Origin of the sequence: Bradyrhizobium sp. Leo170 (assembly GCF_004296405.1) — a bacterium.
In the GTDB taxonomy this organism is placed as follows: Bacteria; Pseudomonadota; Alphaproteobacteria; order Rhizobiales; family Xanthobacteraceae; genus Bradyrhizobium.
The window spans coordinates 1-21,800 of record NZ_PSRR01000117.1 but is presented as its reverse complement, the minus strand read 5'-3'; the positions used below and the strand labels follow the sequence as shown (position 1 = coordinate 21,800).

At 64.1% G+C, this 21,800-nt stretch carries 21 protein-coding genes; 14 read left to right on the top strand and 7 right to left on the bottom strand.

Annotation, left to right across the window (positions count from 1 at the left end):
* The coding region (locus CWO89_RS20390; protein WP_502702910.1) for a MutS N-terminal domain-containing protein at window positions 1-1,000 on the bottom strand (1,000 nt) is incomplete at its 3' end.
* Between the two features lie 198 nt (window positions 1,001-1,198).
* Here CWO89_RS20390 and pcaF point away from each other — a divergent pair.
* The 3 genes from pcaF (at window position 1,199) to pcaG (ending at window position 3,890) form a co-directional block, all read left to right on the top strand.
* Window positions 1,199-2,407, top strand: a complete 1,209-nt coding sequence (gene pcaF, locus CWO89_RS20385; protein ID WP_130580526.1) for a 3-oxoadipyl-CoA thiolase — start codon at window positions 1,199-1,201, stop codon at window positions 2,405-2,407.
* Between the two features lie 185 nt (window positions 2,408-2,592).
* The gene (gene pcaH, locus CWO89_RS20380; protein WP_130580525.1) at window positions 2,593-3,297 is read left to right on the top strand and encodes a protocatechuate 3,4-dioxygenase subunit beta; all 705 of its coding nucleotides are present in this window, start codon (window positions 2,593-2,595) and stop codon (window positions 3,295-3,297) included.
* A complete protein-coding gene (gene pcaG / locus CWO89_RS20375; protein ID WP_130580524.1) occupies window positions 3,294-3,890 on the top strand; it encodes a protocatechuate 3,4-dioxygenase subunit alpha in 597 nt (198 codons plus the stop codon). Before pcaH ends, pcaG begins: the two co-directional genes overlap by 4 nt.
* A gap of 162 nt (window positions 3,891-4,052) precedes the next feature.
* On the opposite strand, the gene CWO89_RS20370 is transcribed toward pcaG, so the two are convergent.
* Window positions 4,053-4,979, bottom strand: coding sequence for a LysR family transcriptional regulator (locus CWO89_RS20370; RefSeq protein ID WP_130580523.1), 927 nt, complete (start codon window positions 4,977-4,979; stop codon window positions 4,053-4,055).
* Window positions 4,980-5,115: 136 nt separating this feature from the next.
* Here CWO89_RS20370 and CWO89_RS20365 point away from each other — a divergent pair, with 136 nt between their 5' ends.
* The 8 genes from CWO89_RS20365 (at window position 5,116) to CWO89_RS20330 (ending at window position 13,846) form a co-directional block, all read left to right on the top strand.
* Window positions 5,116-6,171 (top strand): class 1 fructose-bisphosphatase, encoded by a 1,056-nt coding sequence (locus CWO89_RS20365; protein WP_130580522.1) that lies wholly within the window; start codon window positions 5,116-5,118, stop codon window positions 6,169-6,171.
* Window positions 6,172-6,182: 11 nt separating this feature from the next.
* Window positions 6,183-7,058, top strand: a complete 876-nt coding sequence (locus CWO89_RS20360) for a phosphoribulokinase (RefSeq protein ID WP_130580521.1) — start codon at window positions 6,183-6,185, stop codon at window positions 7,056-7,058.
* Entirely contained in the window at window positions 7,055-9,079 is a 2,025-nt protein-coding gene (tkt, locus tag CWO89_RS20355; protein WP_130580520.1) for a transketolase, read from the top strand. The genes CWO89_RS20360 and tkt overlap by 4 nt, the downstream gene beginning before the upstream one ends.
* A 2-nt stretch (window positions 9,080-9,081) precedes the next feature.
* Window positions 9,082-10,164 carry a class II fructose-bisphosphate aldolase gene (gene fba, locus CWO89_RS20350; RefSeq protein WP_130580519.1) on the top strand — a complete coding sequence of 361 codons (1,083 nt, stop codon included), beginning with the start codon at window positions 9,082-9,084 and terminating at the stop codon, window positions 10,162-10,164.
* Between the two features lie 32 nt (window positions 10,165-10,196).
* Window positions 10,197-11,657: a form I ribulose bisphosphate carboxylase large subunit gene (locus tag CWO89_RS20345; protein ID WP_130580518.1), complete on the top strand. Its 1,461-nt coding sequence runs from the start codon at window positions 10,197-10,199 to the stop codon at window positions 11,655-11,657.
* Window positions 11,658-11,670: 13 nt separating this feature from the next.
* The gene (locus CWO89_RS20340; protein WP_130580517.1) at window positions 11,671-12,096 is read left to right on the top strand and encodes a ribulose bisphosphate carboxylase small subunit; all 426 of its coding nucleotides are present in this window, start codon (window positions 11,671-11,673) and stop codon (window positions 12,094-12,096) included.
* Between the two features lie 110 nt (window positions 12,097-12,206).
* Window positions 12,207-13,130, top strand: a complete 924-nt coding sequence (gene cbbX, locus CWO89_RS20335) for a CbbX protein (protein WP_130580516.1) — start codon at window positions 12,207-12,209, stop codon at window positions 13,128-13,130.
* Window positions 13,127-13,846 (top strand): HAD family hydrolase, encoded by a 720-nt coding sequence (locus CWO89_RS20330; protein WP_130580515.1) that lies wholly within the window; start codon window positions 13,127-13,129, stop codon window positions 13,844-13,846. The genes cbbX and CWO89_RS20330 overlap by 4 nt, the downstream gene beginning before the upstream one ends.
* Window positions 13,847-13,991: 145 nt before the next feature.
* On the opposite strand, the gene CWO89_RS20325 is transcribed toward CWO89_RS20330, so the two are convergent.
* The 4 genes from CWO89_RS20325 to CWO89_RS20310 form a co-directional block, all read right to left on the bottom strand.
* A complete protein-coding gene (locus CWO89_RS20325) occupies window positions 13,992-15,056 on the bottom strand; it encodes an SDR family oxidoreductase (protein WP_130580514.1) in 1,065 nt (354 codons plus the stop codon).
* 236 nt (window positions 15,057-15,292) lie between these two features.
* Window positions 15,293-16,858: an MDR family MFS transporter gene (locus tag CWO89_RS20320; protein WP_130580513.1), complete on the bottom strand. Its 1,566-nt coding sequence runs from the start codon at window positions 16,856-16,858 to the stop codon at window positions 15,293-15,295.
* Between the two features lie 8 nt (window positions 16,859-16,866).
* Window positions 16,867-18,027 carry an HlyD family secretion protein gene (locus CWO89_RS20315; RefSeq protein ID WP_130580512.1) on the bottom strand — a complete coding sequence of 387 codons (1,161 nt, stop codon included), beginning with the start codon at window positions 18,025-18,027 and terminating at the stop codon, window positions 16,867-16,869.
* Entirely contained in the window at window positions 18,020-18,499 is a 480-nt protein-coding gene (locus tag CWO89_RS20310) for a MarR family winged helix-turn-helix transcriptional regulator (RefSeq protein WP_207234525.1), read from the bottom strand. Before CWO89_RS20310 ends, CWO89_RS20315 begins: the two co-directional genes overlap by 8 nt.
* A gap of 152 nt (window positions 18,500-18,651) precedes the next feature.
* On the opposite strand from CWO89_RS20310, the gene CWO89_RS20305 reads away from it, so the two are divergent.
* Both CWO89_RS20305 and CWO89_RS20300 read left to right on the top strand, forming a co-directional pair.
* Window positions 18,652-19,137: a Fur family transcriptional regulator gene (locus tag CWO89_RS20305; protein ID WP_130580528.1), complete on the top strand. Its 486-nt coding sequence runs from the start codon at window positions 18,652-18,654 to the stop codon at window positions 19,135-19,137.
* A 253-nt stretch (window positions 19,138-19,390) separates the two neighbouring features.
* Window positions 19,391-20,266: a DMT family transporter gene (locus CWO89_RS20300; RefSeq protein WP_130580527.1), complete on the top strand. Its 876-nt coding sequence runs from the start codon at window positions 19,391-19,393 to the stop codon at window positions 20,264-20,266.
* Window positions 20,267-20,508: 242 nt separating this feature from the next.
* On the opposite strand, the gene CWO89_RS20295 is transcribed toward CWO89_RS20300, so the two are convergent.
* Window positions 20,509-21,384, bottom strand: coding sequence for a sulfurtransferase (locus CWO89_RS20295; protein WP_130580510.1), 876 nt, complete (start codon window positions 21,382-21,384; stop codon window positions 20,509-20,511).
* 267 nt (window positions 21,385-21,651) lie between these two features.
* Here CWO89_RS20295 and CWO89_RS20290 point away from each other — a divergent pair.
* Window positions 21,652-21,800, top strand: a 149-nt coding sequence (locus CWO89_RS20290; RefSeq protein WP_165421249.1) for a flavodoxin-dependent (E)-4-hydroxy-3-methylbut-2-enyl-diphosphate synthase, incomplete at its 3' end; no start/stop codon positions are given.

Here is a 21,800-nt window from a genome sequence, read left to right as displayed (position 1 = left end):
GCGCCAACAGGCGCGAGCCGGCAGCGGTCACGGTGCAGTCGATCGCATCGAGCAGCGAGCCGCGGCGTTCGCCGGCGAGCGTTCGGGTCAATTCGAGATTGGCGCGCGTCGCCGGGTCAATCGCCATCGTCGTGCCGACCGCTTCGCGCGAGGGCGGCGACAATGGCGGCCGTTTGCCCACCTGCGTGCGGTCGATATAGGTGACGGCGGCCGCGGCGGCGGTGGCTTCCAATCGCGACATCGCTGCGAGGCCGTCCATGGTCGCGACCGCGAAATAGTCGCACAGCCGCCGCTCGGCGGTGGCGCCGTCGAAGACGTCACGGGTGAGCGGCGTCACCGCCGGCAATTCGCGCAAGTTCGCCCCGAACTCGACGTCATTATAGAGCGCGTCGGCGACGATGGCTTCATTCGGATTGATCCGCGCCAGCGTCGCCGGAAGCTCCGCGACGGAGCATTCCGTCACCATGAATTCCGAGGTCGAAATATCGATCCAGGCGAGCCCGATGCGGTCGCCGCCGGACGAGCCGCGGGCGCGCGCAATCGCCAGAAGGTAATTATTGGTGCGGGCATCGAGCAGCGTGTCTTCGGTCAGCGTGCCCGGCGTCACCAGCCGAACCACGTCGCGCTTCACGACGCTCTTGTTGCCGCGGGCGCGCGCCGTCGCCGGATCCTCGCTCTGCTCGCACACGGCGACGCGGTGGCCGGCCGCGATCAGCCGGTGCAAATAGTCCTCGGCGCGTTCGAGCGGCACGCCGCACATCGGGATGTCCATGCCCTGGTGCTTGCCGCGTTTGGTCAGGACGATGCCGAGCGCCTTGGAGGCGATCTCGGCGTCCTCGAAGAACAATTCGTAGAAATCGCCCATCCGGTAGAACAGGAGCAGGCCCTGATTGGCGGCCTTGATCTCGAGATACTGTTCCATCATCGGCGTGATGCGCGTAGGCGCCTCCGCATTCGACGTCGCTTCGGGTGGAACAGGAATGGGCTGCTGGACGGTCATGAGGGGGCGGAAACTACAAAATTTCGTCCTTCCGTCCCACCGCTTTGCCGGCCGATTGAAGGTTTTCCACCCTCTCCACGTCGTGAGAGCGGGCGAGGGGCGCGTTCCCGTCAATTGACCTCTCGTCAGGGCGCTCCTAAAACTCGGCCCCAATCCAAGCCTCTAGCGCCGAACCGGCGGCAATCAGGGAGAGAATCGATGCGTGATGTCTACATTTGTGATGCCGTCCGGACCCCGATCGGCCGCTTCGGCGGATCTCTCGCCAAGGTGCGCACCGACGATCTCGCCGCCACCCCGATCAAGGCGCTGATGGCGAAGCATCCGAATCTGGACTGGGCGCAGGTGGATGAGGTCTTTTTCGGCTGCGCCAACCAGGCCGGCGAGGACAACCGCAACGTTGCGCGCATGGCGCTGCTGCTCGCGGGCATGCCTGATACGGTTCCCGGCCAGACGCTGAACCGGCTTTGTGCCTCCGGCCTCGACGCGGTCGGCGCCGCCGGCCGCGCCATCCGCGCCGGCGAGATCGATTTCGCGATCGCCGGCGGTGTTGAATCGATGACGCGGGCGCCGTTCGTGATGGGCAAGGCGGCGGAAGCGTTCTCGCGCTCGGCCGAAATCTTCGACACCACGATCGGCTGGCGCTTCATCAATCCCCTGATGAAGGCGCAGTATGGCGTCGATGCGATGCCGGAGACCGGCGAGAACGTCGCCGAGGAATTCCAGGTCTCGCGCGCTGACCAGGATGCGTTCGCGATCCGCTCGCAGCAGCGCGCAGGCGCCGCAATCGCGGCCGGCTATTTCGCCGAGGAGATCACGCCGGTCTCCGCGCCGGGCGGCAAGGCGGGCCCCATTACCGTTGACAAGGATGAGCATCCGCGTCCGGAGACGACGCTGGAAGGCCTCGCCAAGCTGAAGCCGGTGGTGCGCAATCCCGGCACGGTGACGGCCGGCAATGCCTCCGGCGTCAACGACGGCGCCGCCGCCATGATCCTTGCGTCCGAGGCCGCCGTGAAGAAGCACGGGTTGACGCCACGGGCGCGCATCCTCGGGCTCGCATCGGCCGCGGTGCCGCCGCGCATCATGGGCATCGGCCCGGTGCCGGCGACGCGCAAATTGATGGAGCGGCTCGGCCTCAGGATCACTGATTTCGATTTGATCGAGCTCAATGAGGCCTTCGCCTCGCAGGGCATAGCCTGCCTGCGCCAGCTCGGGGTCAAGGAGGATGCCGACTTCGTGAACCCGCATGGTGGCGCTATCGCGCTCGGCCATCCCCTTGGCATGAGCGGCGCGCGGCTTGCCCTGACGGCGGTGCATGGCATGGAGAAGCGGGGCGGGAAGCTTGCCTTGGCAACCATGTGCGTCGGCGTCGGCCAGGGCGTTGCGGCAGCGATCGAGAAGTTGAATTGATCTGTCTGCGTCATTGCGAGCGAAGCGAAGCAATCCATTTCGCCGCTTGCTGAGGCATGGATTGCTTCGCTTCGCTCGCAATGACGGGACAGAAAGGCGAAAAACACCGCTTTTCCGGGTTAGTTATATCCTATAATGATTCGACGGCTGGCTCACCGGCAAGGAGCGCCAGGGAGGAAATCGTCATGACCTTGCTCTATCCGCTGCAATCGCTCGCGGCGCATCCGCCGCGGTTGTCGCCGGCCTATCGCTCGACGGTCAAGCGCGCGCCGCAAAAGCCGCTGATCCCGATCCGGCAAACGCTCTCCGAACTGACCGGCCCGGTCTATGGCCACGAGACGGTACGCGAGAACGACAACGACCTCACGATCCAGCACAAGGGCGAGCCGCTCGGTGAACGCATCATCGTGCACGGCCATGTGCTCGACGAGGACGGCCGCGGCGTGCCCAACGCGCTGGTCGAACTGTGGCAGGCCAATGCCTGCGGCCGCTACGTCCATGTCGTCGATCAGCATCCGGCACCGCTCGATCCGAACTTCACGGGCGCCGGCCGCGCGCAGACCGATGCGAGCGGCTATTACAGGTTCATCACGATCAAGCCCGGCGCCTACCCGTGGGGCAATCACCACAACGCCTGGCGCCCGGCCCACATCCATTTCTCGGTATTCGGCCATTCCTTTATCTCGCGCCTGGTGACACAGATGTATTTCCCGGCCGATCCCTTGTTTCCGTTCGATCCGATCTTCAATTCGGTGACGGATGAGAAGGCGCGCGCGCGGATGATCTCGTCGTTCGATCTCGAGAACACCCAGCCGGAATGGGCGCTGTGCTACCGCTTCAACATTGTCCTGCGCGGCAGGAACGCGACGCCGATGGAGAATAAATCGTGAGCGAGCAGCGGCCGGACGGCATCACGCCATCGCAGACGGTCGGCCCGTATTTCAAATACGGCCTGACGCCGAACGGCGAGTACGCGTGGAACGACGCCTTCACCAACAACCTGATCACGCCTGACGTTTCCGGCGAGCGCATCCGCGTCGAAGGCACGGTGTTCGACGGCGACGGCGTGCCGGTGCCGGACTGCATGCTGGAGATCTGGCAGGCCGACGCGCAGGGCCGGTTCTCCGATCCGCAGGATGCCCGCGCGTTGCCCAACAGTTCGTTCAAGGGGTTTGGCCGCGTCGGCACCGATGCCAAGGGCGGCTACTCCTTCGACACCATCAAGCCGGGCCAGGTACCTGATCCGGACGGCAAGCCGCAGGCACCGCACATTTTGCTCGCGGTGTACGCGCGCGGCATGCTGCTGCATCTCTACACCCGGATCTATTTCGACGATGAAGCGGCCAACGCCACCGATCCCGTGCTGGCGCTGGTGCCGTCGGATCGCCGCGCGACGCTGATTGCCAAGCGCAAGGCGAGTGCGGCCTACGTGCTCGACATCCACCTGCAGGGCGACAACGAGACGGTGTTCTTCGACGTGTGACTCCCGGCCGTCATTGCGAGGAGCGAAGCGACGAAGCAATCCATCTCTCCGCAAGTGGAGGCATGGATTGCTTCGCGGAGCCTGTCATCGGGCGGCGCTACGCGCCGACCCGGTGGCTCGCAACGACGGGGTCCGCGTTCTGAGCGTAAATATGCGCTGTCCTCATCGAACATTCGGCAAATAGCGCGATCCCTCCTTCCCCAAAAACTCCAGCATCGCCTGCGCCGGCGGCAGCAGGATCTTGTCGGCGCGGCGCATCGCGTGCCATTGGCGCATCACGGGCAGGCCCGCGACCTTGAGCACCACCAGCCGCCCTTCCTCCAGTTCGTGGAACACGGTGTGCTGGGAAATGAAGGCGATCCCGAGCCCGGCCATCACCGCCTGCTTGATGGTCTCGTTGCTGTCCATGGCCATGCCGACCTTGGGCTCGATCCGATGCTTCTGGAAGAACTGCTCCATCAGCATCCGCGTGCCGGAGCCGTGCTCGCGGGTGATGAAGGTCTCAAAGGCGAGATCGCTAGCCGCGACGCGCTTCTTTCCATTGAGCCGATGATCGGCGGCGGCGATGATCACGTGCGGATGCCTGCCGAGCGGGCGCATCTCGACCTCGATGTCCGGTGGCGGCTGCCCCATCACGGCGATATCGAGATCGTAGCCGCGCAGCGCGTCGCGGATGTCCTCGCGGTTGCCGATCCTGAGCGTCACGTCGATCTTCGGGTAGCGCTGCGAGAACGCCGCGATCGCGAACGGCACGAAGTATTTCGCGGTGCTGACCGCGCCCATCGCGACACGCCCGCCGCTCTTGCCCGCAATCATGTCGAGCGACTGTTCGCAGTCGGCGAGCGCCGATTCGATGCGCTCGACCAGCGCGAGAACGGTGCGGCCGGCATCGGTCAACGCCATGCCTTCAACTGTGCGCTGGATCAGCGGCAGGCCGGCGAGTTCCTGCAGGTTGCGAAGCTGCAGGGTGACCGCCGGCTGGGTGAGGTTGAGCCGGTTCGCCGCGCCCGTGATCGAGCCGGCCGCATGCACGGCGGTCAATGCGCGTAGCTGACGAAGGGTGAGGTCGCGCGAGAAATGCCCCGGCACGAGCACCTCCATAAAAAATACTTTGGACACACTTAAGATATTAAAATTTCACTAATTCGGCAATTCGCGTGTTGATAGTGGCGACAGCGACTCCAACCCGGAGCCGCGTCAAGCGAAGTCCCGTCGAGAGGGCTCGATGAATGGGAGAGCGGCCGTGGATCATCTTCCTGCATTGCATGCCTATCTCGACGATCCCGCGCGTCAGGACAGCGTCCGCGCCGCAGCCGTCGCGGTGGTGGAGGCGCTGGCCGCGGCGGCGGTCGAACTCGCAGGCGTCATCGCCTCGGGCCCGCTGGTCGGCATCACCGGCCGCGACGGCGCGGTCAACCCCGACGGCGACACCCAAAAGGACATCGATGTTGTCGCAGATCAGCTGATGCGCGACGCCCTGCGCACAGCGCCGGTGGCCGCCGTGCTCTCGGAGGAAGTGGAACTGCCGGAGACGCTCGATGCCGAGGCGCCGCTCTGTGTCGCGATCGACCCGCTCGACGGCTCGGCCAATCTTGCGAACAACATCTCGGTTGGCACCATCTTTTCGATCCGGCCCAAAGCGCGTGACATCCTCTCGACCTTCTTCGAGCCCGGCACCGCGCAGATCGCCGCGGGCTTTTTCATCTATGGCCCGCAGACCGTGCTGGTGCTGGCACTCGACCAGCGCGTCGATGTCTTCACACTGTATCCCCCGACGCGCGAATTCGTGCTGACCGGGCGCGGCGTCCGCATTCCGCCCGATACACCAGAGTTCGCGATCAACGCCTCCAACCGCCGGCACTGGAGCGGCGCCGTGCGTGGCTATATCGACGAATGCCTCGCGGGCGCCAATGGCGACTGCGGCCGCGATTTCAACATGCGCTGGATCGGATCGCTGGTGGCGGAAGCCTACCGCATCCTGGTCCGTGGCGGCGTCTTCCTCTATCCGGCCGATGTGCGCCCGGGCTACCGCGAGGGCCGCCTGCGCCTGCTCTACGAAGCCCATCCCGTGGCGCTGATCATGGAATGGGCTGATGGCGCCGCCTCCAGCGGGCGTGCCCGCATTCTCGAGCTTTCGGCGCGGACGCCGCACCAGCGGGTGCCCTTGATCATGGGATCGCCGCGCACCGTGCGCGACATCGATATGATGCACGAAGGTGTCGAGCCGCTGTTCGAAAACGCCGACGCGCCCTTGTTCGCGCGCCGCGGATTGTTTCGCTGAAGGAGGCCGGCATGTCGCGGCGTCACCCCATCATATCGGTCACGGGTTCTTCCGGCGCCGGAACGACGTCGGTCAGGAAGACCTTCGAGAACATCTTCCGGCGCGAGAATGTCAGCGCCGCCTATGTCGAGGGTGACGCCTTCCACCGCTACGACCGCGCCGAGATGCGCAGCAAGATGGTCGAGGAGGCCGATCGCGGCAACAAGCATTTCAGCCATTTCAGCCCCGAGACCAATTTGTTCGAGGATCTTGAAAAGCTGTTCCGCGACTATAGCGAGTCCGGCACCGGCACGACGCGGCACTATGTGCACGACGGGGACGAGGCGCGGCTCTATGGCGGGGATCCCGGCACTTTCACCCAATGGGAGCCGTTGCCGGAGAATTCCGATCTCCTGTTCTACGAGGGCCTGCATGGCGCCGTCGTCACCGACAAGGTGAACGTCGCCAAATATGCTGACCTCAAGATCGGCGTCGTCCCCGTCATCAATCTCGAATGGATCCAGAAGCTGCATCGCGACCGCAGCCACCGCGGCTATTCCACGGAGGCGGTGACCGATACCATACTGCGGCGCATGCCTGACTATGTGAACTACATCTGCCCGCAGTTCACCGAGACCGACATCAACTTCCAGCGCGTGCCGACGGTCGACACATCGAATCCGTTCATCGCGCGCTGGATCCCCACACCGGACGAATCGATGGTCGTGATCCGGCTGAAGAACCCGCGCGGCATCGATTTTCCCTATCTGCTCTCGATGATTCCGCACAGCTTCATGTCGCGCGCCAATTCGATCGTGATCCACGGCGCCAAGCTCGATCTGGCGATGCAGCTCATCCTCACCCCGCTGATCCTGCAACTGATGGAACGAAAGAGGCGAACGATATGACCGCACTTGCGTCTGTGGCCAGCCGCGCCCAAGTCAGCCATGCCGAGATGGCGAACGCCATCCGCTTCCTCGCCATCGATGCCGTCGAGAAGGCGAAGTCCGGGCATCCGGGCATGCCGATGGGCATGGCCGATGTCGCGACCGTGCTGTTCTCGCGCTTCCTCAAATTCGATCCCGATGACCCGGCCTGGCCCGACCGCGACCGCTTCATCCTCTCCGCCGGCCATGGCTCGATGCTGCTCTACGCGCTGCTGCATTTGACTGGCTATGAGAGCGTGACGCTCGATCAGCTCAAGGCGTTCCGCCAGTGGGGATCGACAACTCCAGGCCATCCCGAATATGGCCACACGCCCGGCGTGGAGACGACCACCGGCCCACTCGGGCAGGGCATCGCGACCGCCGTCGGCATGGCGCTCGCCGAGCGGTTGATGAACGCGCGGTTCGGAGATGAACTCGTCGACCACTTCACCTACGTCATCGCCGGCGACGGCTGTCTGATGGAAGGCATCAGCCACGAGGCGATCTCGCTCGCGGGCCATCTACGGCTGAACCGGCTGATCGTGCTGTTCGACGACAACCGGATCTCGATCGATGGGGCGACGTCGCTGTCCTGTTCGGACCATCAGCTCGCGCGCTTCAGGGCCTCCGGCTGGTCGGCCTGTCGGATCGACGGCCATGATCCGCAAGCGGTTGCGAGGGCGATCGATGAAGCCAGGAAGAGCGACCTGCCGTCACTGATCGCCTGCCAGACCGTGATCGGCTTCGGCGCGCCGAATCGGCAAGGCAGCGAGAAGGTTCATGGTGCACCGCTCGGATCGGAGGAGGTCGCCAAAACGCGGGCGGCGCTTGATTGGCGCTACCAGCCATTTGAAATTCCGCCAGCCGTGCTTGCGGAATGGCGCGAGATCGGCGCGCGCGGCCGTGCGGCGCGGCGTGCCTGGATCGAGCGTTCACGGCGCGCCTGCAACGGCGGCGGCAGGTCGCCGTTCCACGATGCGCTGAACAAGAAGTTGCCTGGCGTCTATACCGAGGCGATGGCGAAGCTGAAGGAGCGTTTCGAGCTCGAACGTCCGAAGCTTGCGACACGGCAGGCATCGCAACACGTGATCGATGCGATCGCCGAGGTGCTGCCCAACCTGCTCGGCGGCTCGGCCGACCTGACGCACTCCAATCTCACGCTAGCGAAATCGCAAGTGCCGGTTCGCTCGGGCTGGCTGCACGGCAGCTATATCCACTATGGCGTCCGCGAGCATGCGATGGCGGCGGCGATGAATGGCATCGCGCTGCACGGCGGCTTCGTCCCCTATGGCGGAACATTCCTCGCGTTCGCCGACTACAGCCGCCCCGCGATCCGGCTTGCGGCGCTGATGGGCATCCGCGTCATTCACGTCATGACCCATGATTCGATCGGGCTGGGCGAGGATGGCCCGACCCACCAGCCGGTCGAGCATCTCGCCGCGCTCCGTGCGATTCCCAATCTGCTGGTGTTCCGTCCTGCCGATCCAATCGAGACCGCGGAAGCCTGGGATTGCGCGCTGCAAGCCGAGACCTCGCCGTCGATCCTGTGCCTGTCGCGGCAGGCGCTACCCGCCTTCCGCGACGTGACCGATACCAACTACGTCGCGCTCGGTGCCTATGTGGCGATCGAGCCGGACGGAGGCCGTGACGTCACGCTGATTGCAACCGGCTCGGAAGTATCGATCGCGCTCGAGGCGGCGAAGCTGCTTGGAAGCGAGAACATCCGCGCCGCCGTCGTTTCCGCGCCGTGCTTCGATTTGTTCCGGAAGCAGCCGCGCGACTATCAGGCCAAGGTGCTGGGCGATGCGCCGTGCGTCGGCATCGAGGCTGCCGTCGAAGGCGATTGGGCGCGCTGGCTCGGCGACGACGGCGAGTTCGTCGGCATGAACGGTTTCGGCGCCTCCGCACCGGCCGACGTGCTCTACCGCGAGTTCGGCATCACGCCGGCCGCCGTCGCTGCCGCGGCCAGGCGCGTGATCCAGAGGGCAAACGAAAGGAAATAAGCATGGCGCGGATAACCCTGAGGCAATTATTGGATCATGCCGCCGAACGCGGCTACGGCGTGCCGGCCTTCAACATCAACAATATGGAGCAGGGGCTCGCGATCATGGAGGCCGCATCCGCCTGCGATGCGCCCGTCATCATCCAGGCCTCGCGCGGCGCGCGCGCCTATACGGGCGACGTCATGCTGTCGAAGATGATCGATGCGCTCGAGGAGATGTATCCGGACGTACCGCTCTGTCTGCATCTCGATCATGGCAACGAGGAATCCACCTGCACCACCGCGATCCGCTACGGCTTCACCTCGGTCATGATGGACGGCTCGCTGAAGGCCGATGCCAAGACCGCAGCCGATTACGACTACAATGTCGGTATCACCCGCCGCGTCGTCGAGATCGCGCACTGGGTCGGCGCCTCCGTCGAGGGTGAGCTCGGCGTGCTCGGCTCGCTCGAGCATGGCGGCGGCGAGCAGGAAGACGGCCACGGCGTCGAAGGCAAGCTCAGCCATGACCAGCTCCTGACCGATCCCGACCAGGCGGTCGATTTCGTCCGCGCCACCAAGGTGGATGCGCTCGCGATCGCGATGGGCACTTCGCATGGCGCCTACAAGTTCACGCGGCGGCCCGATGGCGACATCCTCGCGATGCGCGTGGTGGAGGAGATCCATCAGCGGCTGCCGAATACACATCTGGTGATGCACGGCTCGTCCTCGGTGCCGCAGCCATTGCAGGACATGTTCAACCAGTTCGGCGGCGAGATGCCGCAGACCTGGGGCGTTCCGGTCGAGGAGATCGTCCGCGGCATCAAGCACGGCGTGCGCAAGGTCAATATCGATACCGACTGTCGCCTTGCGATGGCCGCCGCCTTCCGCAAGGTCGCGACCCAATCGAGAAGCGAATTCGATCCGCGCAAATTCTTGAAGCCCGCGATGGAAGCCTTGCGCGATCTTTGCCGTGACCGGTTCGAGCAGTTCGGCACCGCGGGCAATGCCGGAAAGATCAAGGTGATTCCGCTTTCCGAGATGGCGAGGCGCTACCGCGCCGGCGCGCTCGATCCGCAAATTGGGGCGATGACCGAAGCAGCGTGAGGGGCACGCCAGAACAATTTCAGGAGGACCATATGAACATGCAGTCGATGACCCTGCGCGGCAAGGATCGCTACAAATCCGGCGTGATGGAATACAAGCGCATGGGCTATTGGGAGCCCGATTACGTACCCAAGGACACCGACGTCATCGCGCTGTTCCGCGTCACCCCGCAGGACGGCGTCGATCCGACCGAAGCCTGCGCGGCGGTGGCCGGCGAATCCTCGACCGCGACCTGGACCGTGGTGTGGACCGATCGCCTGACGGCGGCGGAAAAATATCGCGCGAAATGCTACCGCGTCGATCCGGTGCCGAATTCGCCCGGCAGCTATTTCGCCTACATCGCCTACGATCTCGACCTGTTCGAGGCAGGCTCGATCGCGAATCTCACCGCATCGATCATCGGCAACGTCTTCGGCTTCAAGCCGCTGAAGGCGCTGCGGCTCGAGGACATGCGGCTGCCGATCGCCTATGTGAAGACGTTCCAGGGGCCGGCGACCGGCATCGTGGTCGAGCGCGAGCGGCTCGACAAGTTCGGGCGTCCGCTGCTCGGCGCCACTGTCAAGCCGAAGCTCGGCCTCTCCGGCCGCAATTATGGCCGCGTCGTCTATGAGGCGCTGAAGGGCGGGCTCGATTTCACCAAGGATGACGAGAACATCAACTCGCAGCCCTTCATGCATTGGCGCGAGCGCTTCCTCTACTGCATGGAGGCGGTGAACCGCGCGCAGGCCGCGACCGGCGAGATCAAGGGTACCTATCTCAACGTCACCGCGGCGACGATGGAGGACATGTACGAACGCGCCGATTTCGCCCGCGAGCTCGGCTCCGTCGTCATCATGATCGATCTCGTGATCGGCTACACCGCGATCCAGTCGATGGCGAAATGGGCGCGCAAGAACGACATGATCCTGCATCTGCACCGCGCCGGCCACTCCACCTACACCCGGCAACGGTCGCATGGCGTCTCGTTCCGTGTGATTGCAAAATGGATGCGGCTCGCGGGCGTGGATCACATTCACGCCGGTACTGTCGTCGGCAAGCTCGAGGGCGATCCGAACACGACGCGCGGCTACTACGACATCTGCCGCGAGGACTTCAATCCGATGCAGCTCGAGCACGGCGTGTTCTTCGACCAGAATTGGGCCAGCCTCAACAAGCTGATGCCGGTGGCCTCGGGCGGCATCCATGCCGGCCAGATGCATCAGTTGCTCGACCTCTTGGGCGAGGACGTCGTGCTGCAGTTCGGTGGCGGCACCATTGGTCACCCGCAGGGCATCCAGGCGGGCGCCACCGCCAACCGCGTCGCGCTGGAAGCCATGATCCTCGCCCGCAACGAGGGGCGCGACTACGTCCATGAGGGGCCGGAGATCCTGGCCAAGGCTGCGCAGAGCTGCACGCCGCTGCGCGAGGCGCTCGAGGTCTGGAAGGACGTCACCTTCAACTACGAATCGACCGATGCTCCGGATTTCGTTCCGACACCGAGCGTCGCGGTCTGAAAGGAGCTTGATCATGCGCATAACCCAGGGCTGCTTCTCCTTCCTGCCCGATCTCACCGACGAGCAGATCACCGCGCAGGTCCAGTATTGTCTGGACAAGGGCTGGGCGGTGAACATCGAGTTCACCGACGATCCGCATCCCCGCAACACCTATTGGGAGATGTGGGGCCTGCCGATGTTCGATTTGCCCGACGCTGCTGGCATCATGCGGGAGCTCGCCGAATGCCGGCGTGTCTATGGCGACCGGTACATCCGGATCTCCGGTTTCGATTCGAGCCACGGATGGGAATCCGTTCGCATCTCCTTCATCGTCAATCGGCCCAAGGACGAGCCCGGCTTCCGTCTCGACCGGCAGGAATCCGTCGGCCGCAACCTCCGCTATTCGACGCACGCTTATGCGGCGGAGCGCCCTGAAGGCGAGCGTTACGTCGACCGTTAACCGCGTCCGGTTCAAAGCCAGGCGGGTGGCTCCCTCGGCCGACCTGGTCCGGATGCACTTCTCCGTCGTCGCTAGGTTGCGGCGACGGAGCTTTTCGACACGAGAGCAGGATGACGCAACCACAGCCACAGACTCACGAAGCCCCGCTGGAGGCCGTCGATCTCCGGCGCGAATTCGCCGACCTCGGCATCGGCGCCGTGCTCGACCAGCTCGATTCCGAGCTGATCGGCCTGGCGCCCGTGAAGACGCGCATCCGCGAGATCGCAGCGCTGCTGCTGGTCGAGCGTATCAGGCAGAAGATGGCGCTCGCCACCACCTTTCCGACCCTGCACATGTCCTTCACCGGCAATCCCGGCACCGGCAAGACCACGGTGGCGTTGCGCATGGCCAGCATCCTGCACCGGCTCGGCTTCGTGCGCCGCGGCCATGTCATCAGCGTCACCCGCGACGATCTGGTCGGGCAATATATCGGCCACACTGCGCCGAAGACCAAGGAGATCCTGAAGAAGGCGATGGGCGGCGTGCTGTTCATCGACGAGGCCTATTATCTTTATCGCCCCGACAATGAGCGCGACTATGGCCAGGAGGCGATCGAGATTCTCCTGCAGATCATGGAGCAGCAGCGCGAGGATCTGGTCGTGATCCTCGCCGGCTATGGCGACCGCATGGAAAAATTCTTCCAGAGCAATCCGGGTTTTCGTTCCCGCATCGCCCATCACATCGACTTCCCCGATTATTCGGACGCCGAGCTGCTCGCGATCGCCGAATTGATGCTGCAGCAGCAGAACTATCGTCTTTCATCGGCGGCGCGTGATGCCTTCATCCGCTACATCGCCGTGCGCAAGACCCAGCCGCTATTCTCCAACGCGCGTTCGATCCGCAATGCTCTGGATCGCATCCGGCTCCGCCAGGCCAACCGCATCGTCTCCCGGCTCGACCGGGTGCTCACGACCGACGATGTGATGTCGATCGAGGCCGGTGATGTGCTGGCAAGCCGGGTATTTTCGAAAGGCGCGACGGACCAGGAGACATGAGCGAGACGCTGACAGCCGTGCGGACGGCGGCCTTCGAGGACCTCATCGCTCGCGCCCACGCACTGATCTTTGACGTCGACGGCACAATGGCCGAGACGGAGGAGGTACACCGCCGCGCCTTCAACGACGCGTTCTCGCGCGCAGGCCTCAACTGGTACTGGGACCAGGCGACCTACGGAGGGTTGCTGCGTGTCGCCGGAGGCAAGGAGCGGATCCGCGCGTTTGCCATGTGCAAGCGAACCATGCCGCTGCTATCGAATCGCGAGATCGCAGAGCTGCACGGGATCAAGACCGCGCGTTATGCCGAGCTGATCGCAACGGGCGGCTGCCCGCTGCGGCCCGGCGTGGAGGCCTTGCTCCGAAAGGCACGACGGCGCAGCCAACGGCTGGCGATCGCGACGACGACCTCGCATGCCAATATCGATGCGCTATTGTCGGTCGCGCTGGGCGAGGATTGGGCTGAATGGTTCGAGGCGATCGTCGCGGGCGACGATGTGCCGGAGAAGAAGCCGGCGCCCGACGTCTATCTCATGATGCTGGCGCGGCTTTCGCTCCCCGCTTCGCGCTGCATCGCCATCGAGGACTCGCGCAACGGATTGCTCGCGGCCTCGCGCGCCGGCATTCCTGTGCTGTTCACCCGCAGCGCCTACTTCCGCGACGATGATTGCTCGGAAGCCCTGCTCGCCGTCGATGAATTGACCGAGATCGCCGGCTGACGGCGCCGCGTTGGAGTGCTGTAGCCCGGGTGGAGCGCCAGCGTAACCCGGGGCCGCTCGCAAACCTTGACGCTGATGTCCCGGGTTACGCGTTCGCTCCACCCGGGCTACGTCCGGCTCGACGCGGTGGCGTGACCGGCAGGCGTTACGGAATGATTCTCTCTTCCCGCAGACGGGCGAAGAGATCGAAGAAGCTGTCGTCGGTTGCCTGGTATTCCAGGAAGCCGAGCTTGCGGCTTTTGCTCATATCGGTGACGACCTCGATCGGGCGGCCGAGGTCGGCGTCGGTGTGCCAGGCCGAAGCGAGCACGCCGAGATCATGCTCGGTCAGCCGGTATTTCTGCGCGATGTCGGACCAGATCGGGCCCGCATCGGCCAATTGCCGCTCCAGCGGAATCCCTTCGCCCGGAAATGGCGCTGGCTTTAGGTTGAACCAGTCGGCCAGCCGTTGCCACATCCAGCTCCAGCGAAACACATCGCCATTGACGACGTTGAACGCCTGATTACGCGCGGCCGGCGTTGTCGCCGCCCATTCCAGATGGCGTGCGAGCAGCCGCGCATCCGTCATATCGGTAAGACCATTCCACTGCATCGCCGAGCCGGGAAACAGGAAGGGACGGCCGGTCTCCCGGCAGATGGTGGCGTAGACCGCGAGCGTCACGCCCATGTTCATCGCGTTGCCCACGGCATAGCCGATGATGGTGTGCGGCCGATGGATGCTCCAGCCAAAGCCGTCGCGCTTGGCCGCGGCGAACACTTCGTCTTCCTGGGCGTAGTAGAAATTCTCGATATTGAGCCGCGGCTGGTCTTCCCGAAACGGCGTGGCGGGCAGGCTGCCCTTGCCGTAATTTTCGAACGGACCAAGATAGTGCTTGAGCCCAGTCACGAGCGCGACATGCCTGACGGAGCCTGCGGACGACAACGCATCGAGCAGGTTGCGCACCATTCCGGAGTTGACCATGATATTCTCGGCCTCGGTGTTCTGCCGCAACCACGTGCTGATGAGTACGTCCGTCGGTCTCAAATCCTGCAGCGCCTTGCCAACCGATGCGGGATCCAGCAGGTCCGCCGCCACCGGCTGCACGCCGTCGATGTTGGCCGGCGGCCGACGCGCCAAGGCGTAAACCTGCCACCCCTGCCGACGAAGGTGCCGGACCAAATTATTGCCGACAATACCGCTCGCACCAACGACCAGCGCTGAACCCGCCATGTTCCAACCTCCAGGGATCTCGGTGAGGAGATAGGATTGGTCGACGCATCAACCAGGGCCGCTGTGCCGGGAATAACTCCTTCGTGAGTGCCGTAGCGCCGTAGCCCGGGTGGAGCGCTAGCGTAACCCGGGGCCGCCACGTCGTCATTGCGAGCGAAGCGAAGCAATCCACGCCGCCGCAAGCTGAGAGATGGATTGCTTCGCTCCGCTCGCAATGACGGAAAGGGGCTCAGGCCTTACTCCATCACCGCCGCATGGTCCGACGATGCCTGCGATTGCGACCGCAGCGCGGCCTTGGTCGAGCCGATCATGATCGCAAGCGGGATCGAGGCCAGGATGAACACCATCACGAGCTGGTAGTCGTGGGCGAACGCGATGATCTGCGCTTGCACCGCGACGATCTTATCCGCCATCGCGCGGCCGGTGTCGGTGTTCAAATTGATCATGCCACTGACATTGGGCATCTGCAGTGCGTGGTTGAACGGGTTGATGTGCTCGGACAGCGTCGCATAGATGCGCCGGGAGCCTTCCGTGAGCTGCGCGATCACGATAGAGATGCCGATCGAACTCGCGACGTTGCGCAGCAGCGTCAGCATCGAGGTGCCGTCCGTGCGCAGGTGATTGGGCAGGGTCAAGAACGCAACGGTCGAGAGCGGCACGAACACCAGTCCGAAGCCGAAACCCTGGACGATGCTCACGACCACGATCTCGGTCGCGCTGGTCTGGTCGGTCCAGCCCGTCATCACGAACAGCGACGCCGCCGTCAGCGCGAGGCCGGAGATGATCAGCGTGCGCGCCTCGATGAAGCGCATCATGCGCCCGACCAGCATCATCGCGACGAAGGTGCCGCAGCCGCGGCTCGCCAGCAGCACGCCGGCGGTGATGATGGGATAGCCGATCACGTTCTGCAAGTAAGGCGAGGACAGCGCCATGGTCGAGTAGAGCACGAGCCCCATCACGGTCATGAACACGCAGCCGCCGACGAAATTCTTGTCCTTGAACAGCTCGAATTGGATGAAGGGTTTTGTCGTCGTGAACGAATGGGCGAAGAAGTAATAGAAGCCGATGCCGGAGATGATGAATTCGGCTATGATCTCGTTGGATTCGAGCCAGCCGAGCTGCTCGCCGCGATCGAGCGCGAGCTGCAGCGAGCCGATCGCGAGCGCGAGCGCGCCGAAGCCGAACCAGTCGAAGCGCAGGTTCAAATTCTGCTTGGTCTCGTCCATGAAGACGATGAGGCCGAGCACGGTGATGGCGCCGAACGGCAGGTTGACGAAGAACACCCAGTGCCAGGAATAGGTCTCGGTCAGCCAGGCACCGAGCGACGGGCCCATGATCGGGCCCATCATCACGCCCATGCCCCAGATCGACATCGCCTTGGCGCGCTCATGCAGTGCGTAGGAGTCGAGCATCACGGCCTGCGACAGCGGCACCAGCGCTGCGCCGAACACGCCCTGCAGCAGGCGGAACAGCACCATCTGGGTGATGTCCTGCGCCAGGCCGCACAGCACGGAGGCAACGGTGAAGCCCGCGGAGCAGATGATGAAGATGCGCTTGCGCCCGAACCGGTTGGCGATCCAGCCGACCGGCGCGGTCATGATCGCCGCCGCCACGATGTAGGACGTCAGCACCCAGTTGATCTGATCCTGCGACGCCGACAGCGTGCCCTGCATATAGGGCAGCGCGACATTGGCGATGGTGGTGTCCAGCGCCTGCATGACGGTCGCCGTCATGGCGCAGACCGTCACCATGTTCCGGCGCATGCCGGGCACCATGCTGGGCGAGGGGGCCGCCGTCGACATTGCTGAGATCAGTCCTGTTCGTGGGTCGCTGCGGCCGAGGACAGGCCGAGCAGGCCGGACAGCGAGCGGCGATGGTTGGTGTCGATGGTCGCGTAGACGCTCATGCCCGCCTTCAGCTTGCGCACCATCCTGTCGTTCTGGTCGAAATAGATCCTGACTGGCACGCGCTGCACGACCTTCACGAAATTGCCGGTCGCGTTCTGCGGCGGCAGGATCGCGAACTGCGCGCCAGTGCCGGGCGAGAGCGAGCCGACCGTGCCCTTGAACGTGTGGTTCGGGAAGGCGTCGACCTCGAGGTCGACCGGCTGGCCGACCGCGACATAGGTGAAGTCGGATTCCTTCGGGTTGGCGTCGACCCAGGGGTTGGCCACGTCGATGATGGAGAACACCGGCGTGCCGGCGGCGATGAAGCGGCCGAGCTGGATCTGCTCGACCTGGGTGGCGGTGCCCGCCATCGGCGCGCGCATCACGGTGTGGTCCAGGTTGCGCTGGGCATCATCGAGCTTGGCCTTGGCCTGCGCATAAGGCGGGAATTGCTCCAGCGGCAGATCGGGATTGCCGAGTAGTTGCGCCTTGGAACTGGAGATCTGCTGCTTGATGAACTCAGCCTGCGCGCTCGCGGTCACCAGCGACGTCGCGGCATTGTCGAGGTCGAGCTGCGAACCGAAATTGCTCTTCACCAGCGACTGCTTGCGGTCGACGTCACGCTGTTTGAGGTCGACCCCGCGTTGCGCCAGGTCGAGCATCTGGCCATAGATTCTGATATTGGCGACCAGGTTGTCGTAGGTCGTGCGTGCCTGGTCGAGCGCGCCCTTGGCCTGGTCCACCGCAAGGCGGAACGGCACCGCGTCGATCTCGAACAGCACGTCGCCTTCCTTGACCTGCTGGCCTTCCTTGACCACGACCTTCTCGATCTTTCCGGAGATGTCGGGCGTGATCAGCACCTTCTGCGCGCCGACATAGGCGTCGTCGGTCGACACGTAGCGGCCGCCGTTAAGATAGAAGACGACGCCGCCGACCAGCACCACCAGCGGCAACACGACCAGGAGGAGGAATCGGCGATAGCGCCGCAAGCCCGCCATCAGGCCGCGCGGCTGATCGGTCTTCGCTGGAGCCGAGGCCGGATTGTCCCTCTGCTCGGGCGCGAGTTTCAGGACGGGATCAGCCATAGCGCTGCTCCTTTCTGGAGGGTTCGCCGGCCGGGGTTTGGATGGCATTGCGGACGTTTTCCTTGATTGATTCGAGTTGGGCGAGCAGGCGGTGGGCATCGGCGGGATTGATGCCTTCCAGCGCGGTCGCAGTGAGTTCGGAGCGAAGGCCGGCGAGCTTGGCGAGCAGCGGGCGCGCCGCCTTGCGCAGATAGAGGCGGTTGACGCGACGGTCGTTCTCGTCGCCGCGGCGCTCGATCCAGCCATTGTCGCAGAGCTTGTCGATCAGCCGCGTCAGCGTGATCGGTTGCATCTCGAGCAGCTCGGCAAGCTCGGTCTGCTTCATTCCCTCGCTGCGCTCGACCTTGGTCAGCACCGCCCATTGCGCGCGGGTGATTCCGTAGCGCGCGGCCTCCTTGTCCGCGTAGACGCGGATCAGGCGAAACAATTCACCGAGCGTGAACATGAAGTTCGCGTCGACGGACCCCGGCATAATTACCCTCCATAAGCTTTGGCTATAATAAGCTAGCTTATGATTTCCGCACGCTCGGTTAACGGAAGGCAGCTCCGCTTCCAGAACATGGCTGGGAACGCGACGGGGCCCGGGGCTTTGGGATCGCCCGTCAGGCTGCTAAAATGATGCATATGACGTTGGCAAAAACCACATTTCCTGCACCTGACCACGATCACGGCCGCTGCACTGCGGAGGGGATCGCGCATGCCGAGGAGGTCTGCGCGCGGCGGGCGCAGAAGTTCACGCCGATCCGCCGTCAGGTGCTCGGGGCGCTATTGTCCAGCCACCGGCCGCTCGGCGCCTATGAGGTGATCGACGAGCTCGCCAAGTCGATGCCGCGCCCGGCGCCGATCACCGTCTACCGCGCGCTCGACTTCCTGATGGAAAACGGCCTCGTCCACCGCATCGAAAGCCGGAACGCGTTTCTGGCCTGCGCCCATGATCACGACGAGACTTCGATGGTGGCGTTCCTGATCTGCGATCGCTGCGGCGCGGTCGGCGAAATCCCGGCGGCGCCGGTGGCACAGAGCCTGAAGGCCGCGGCGCGCGCGGCGGGCTTTGCGCCGAAGCTGTCGGTGGTCGAGATCGCCGGCACTTGCGCGCATTGCCAGAAGTAATCTAGGAAAATCGAATTCCCGTCATTGCGAGCGGAGCGAAGCAATCCACGCCTCCACGAGCGGTGAAATGGATTGCTTCGCTCCGCTCGCAATGACGATCTCTTCTGCACGAAATCCGGAAGTCCCTGTTCCGGCGATCAGGCTGACAAAGATAACACGGCGCCAAGCCGGAAACTGAGGCAACATGTCAACGCAAACCATCTCCAGCGTCGCCGCTACCGGCCGCGCGCTCACCCCGGGTGCGGTCGCGATCATGCTGATGCTGTGCGTGAGCTGGGGATTCAACCAGATCGCGATCAAGCTCGTGATATCAGACATTCCGCCGATGCTGCAGGCGATGATCCGCTCCGCCGGCGCGTTGCCGGTGATGCTGATCGTGGGCTGGCTGCGCGGCGTCAAGTTCTTCGAGCGCGACGGCACGCTTCTGGCCGGCCTGGCCGCGGGCTTGATGTTCGGCATCGAGTTCGTGCTGATCTTCAGCGGCCTGATGTTCACTTCAGCCTCGCGCGCGTCGGTCTTCCTTTATACGGCACCGTTCTTCGTCGCGCTCGGCTCCTATCAGTTCCTCGGCGAGCGGCTCTCCGCTTTGCAGTGGAGCGGGCTCGCCTTGAGTTTTGCCGGCGTCGCGCTCGCGATCGGCGTGCCGCAGCCTGATGTCGACGCCAAAATATTGCTTGGCGACCTGATGGTGGTCGGCGGCGGCGCACTATGGGCGGCCACGACGCTGGTCGCCAAGGGAACGGCGCTGCGCAAGGCCGCGCCGGAAAAGGCGCTCGGCTACCAGGTCGCCCTGTCGATTCCGATCCTGGGTATCGCCTCGTGGCTTGCGGGCGAAACCGTCACCCATTTTCCGAGCCCGCTGTCGCTTGCCTTGATGACGTACCAGGCGATCTGGGTGGTCGGCTGCACCTTTGTGATCTGGTTTGCGATGGTGAAGATGTATTCCGCCAGCAAACTGTCGGCCTTCACCTTCATCACGCCGCTGTTCGGCGTCGTCGCTGCCTACATCATCATGCACGACACGCTGACGCCCGTTTTCGGCGTCGCGGCGCTCTTGGTGATCGTCGGCCTCTATCTCGTCAACAAGCCCGATCCGAAAGTGACGCCGGATCCCAACGTGCCGGCGTGAACCATCACTGTCATTCCGGGGCGCGACGAAGTCGCGAGCCCGGAATCCATCGGGCCGCACGCGCGAGTGGATAAATGGATTCCGGGCTCGATGCTTCGCATCGCCCCGGAATGACAGGTGCGTGTTGTGGTAGACTTTCCGCGTCATTGCGAGCACAGCGAAGCAATTCATGCTTCCGCAGGCGGCGCCATGGATTGCTTCGCTTCGCTCGCAATGACGCGGAGAGAACTTGCGCTTCGCGCCTATCCCCTCTCGATCGGCAGCGTCTCGTCCTTGGCCCATTCGCCCATCGACGCATCATAGAGGGTGAGGTTGTCGTAGCCGAGCCGATGGAGTTGGAACAAATCGACCGTGGCGGAAATGCCGCCGCCGCAATAGGCGATCACGCGCTTGTCCTTGCTGATGCCTTGGCTCGCGAATCTTGCTGCGGCCTCCGCCGGCGCAACGAACGTTTTCGTTGCCGGATCGAGCAACGTCGCCGCCGGCACATTGACGCTCCCGGGAATACGGCCTGGCCGGCCGTAGCGGCTGGGCTCAAGGCCTGCGTGGAATTGCGGACCCAGCGCATTGACGGTGACGGTGCCCTGGTCGCCGCGCGTGGCGAGCACGTCGTTCTTGCTGACGAAGAAACCCGTTCGCGGTTTGGCTGCAAACGTCGCCGGCGGATAGCCCTTGGCGGGGCCAGTCTCGAGCGGGCGGCCTTCCGCCTTCCACTTGTCCAGGCCGCCGTCGAGCACGGAGGCTCCGTCGAAGCCCAGCGATTTCAGCATCCACCAGAAGCGCGTCGCCCACATCGGGGTGCCGATCGAATACAGCACCACCCGGCTGTCGGGACCGATCCCGTGGTGGCCGAATGCGGCTTCGAGCTGCCCGACGTGGGGCATCATGAACCGCAGTTCCGTGTTCGGATCGGAGAATTCGCCCTGCAGATCGAGAAAATCGGCGCCCGCGACATGGCCGGCCTCAAAGGTCGCTTTCCCTGGCACCGCAATATAGGGCACGCCGCTGCCTTCGGGCGCAGGCTCCAGATAGGTCGTACAGTCGAACAGGCGAAGATCCGGCTGATGCAGGATATCGGCAAGTTCCGCCGTGGTGATAAGCCCATCCCTCGTTGCCATCTGCACCTCCCGCAGGTTGTGTTTACTTTAAGCTATGGCGCGCAGCGGGGGATGAAAAGCCGTCCTCGCGTGTTCGCGGGCCCTTTAATCCCCCGAATCCTCCCCCGATATACCGGTCAGCGTCCGGACAACCGCCCGTCTTGCTCCGATCTCCGCTTCAGGCGCAACTCGTTGAATCTCCGTTAGAAAATATGTGATCCAATAAAGCGCCAGCCCGCCTTCGTGCCCCCTTGGTGAATGTCACCAAAACCTGATATTCGAGACGCCATGAACAAGCCCGAACTATTGAGCGATGTCGCCGGTCCCAAGGCCCGGCATCAGACAACCCAGGTCATGGTCGGCCATGTCGCCGTCGGCGGGGGCGCCCCGATCGTCGTGCAGTCGATGACCAACACCGACACCGCCGATGTCGACGG

What these genes read in the sequence shown, in the direction of transcription:
- CWO89_RS20345 (WP_130580518.1), top strand. Translation starts at nt 10,197, where the DNA reads ATGAACATGCAGTCGATGACCCTGCGCGGCAAGGATCGCTACAAATCC.
- CWO89_RS20295 (WP_130580510.1), bottom strand. Translation starts at nt 21,384, where the DNA reads ATGGCAACGAGGGATGGGCTTATCACCACGGCGGAACTTGCCGATATC.
- CWO89_RS20360 (WP_130580521.1), top strand. Translation starts at nt 6,183, where the DNA reads ATGTCGCGGCGTCACCCCATCATATCGGTCACGGGTTCTTCCGGCGCC.
- CWO89_RS20320 (WP_130580513.1), bottom strand. Translation starts at nt 16,858, where the DNA reads ATGTCGACGGCGGCCCCCTCGCCCAGCATGGTGCCCGGCATGCGCCGG.
- tkt (WP_130580520.1), top strand. Translation starts at nt 7,055, where the DNA reads ATGACCGCACTTGCGTCTGTGGCCAGCCGCGCCCAAGTCAGCCATGCC.
- fba (WP_130580519.1), top strand. Translation starts at nt 9,082, where the DNA reads ATGGCGCGGATAACCCTGAGGCAATTATTGGATCATGCCGCCGAACGC.
- CWO89_RS20340 (WP_130580517.1), top strand. Translation starts at nt 11,671, where the DNA reads ATGCGCATAACCCAGGGCTGCTTCTCCTTCCTGCCCGATCTCACCGAC.
- CWO89_RS20300 (WP_130580527.1), top strand. Translation starts at nt 19,391, where the DNA reads ATGCTGATGCTGTGCGTGAGCTGGGGATTCAACCAGATCGCGATCAAG.
- CWO89_RS20330 (WP_130580515.1), top strand. Translation starts at nt 13,127, where the DNA reads ATGAGCGAGACGCTGACAGCCGTGCGGACGGCGGCCTTCGAGGACCTC.
- CWO89_RS20325 (WP_130580514.1), bottom strand. Translation starts at nt 15,056, where the DNA reads ATGGCGGGTTCAGCGCTGGTCGTTGGTGCGAGCGGTATTGTCGGCAAT.
- pcaH (WP_130580525.1), top strand. Translation starts at nt 2,593, where the DNA reads ATGACCTTGCTCTATCCGCTGCAATCGCTCGCGGCGCATCCGCCGCGG.
- pcaF (WP_130580526.1), top strand. Translation starts at nt 1,199, where the DNA reads ATGCGTGATGTCTACATTTGTGATGCCGTCCGGACCCCGATCGGCCGC.
- CWO89_RS20310 (WP_207234525.1), bottom strand. Translation starts at nt 18,499, where the DNA reads ATGCCGGGGTCCGTCGACGCGAACTTCATGTTCACGCTCGGTGAATTG.
- CWO89_RS20315 (WP_130580512.1), bottom strand. Translation starts at nt 18,027, where the DNA reads ATGGCTGATCCCGTCCTGAAACTCGCGCCCGAGCAGAGGGACAATCCG.
- cbbX (WP_130580516.1), top strand. Translation starts at nt 12,207, where the DNA reads ATGACGCAACCACAGCCACAGACTCACGAAGCCCCGCTGGAGGCCGTC.
- CWO89_RS20365 (WP_130580522.1), top strand. Translation starts at nt 5,116, where the DNA reads ATGAATGGGAGAGCGGCCGTGGATCATCTTCCTGCATTGCATGCCTAT.
- CWO89_RS20305 (WP_130580528.1), top strand. Translation starts at nt 18,652, where the DNA reads ATGACGTTGGCAAAAACCACATTTCCTGCACCTGACCACGATCACGGC.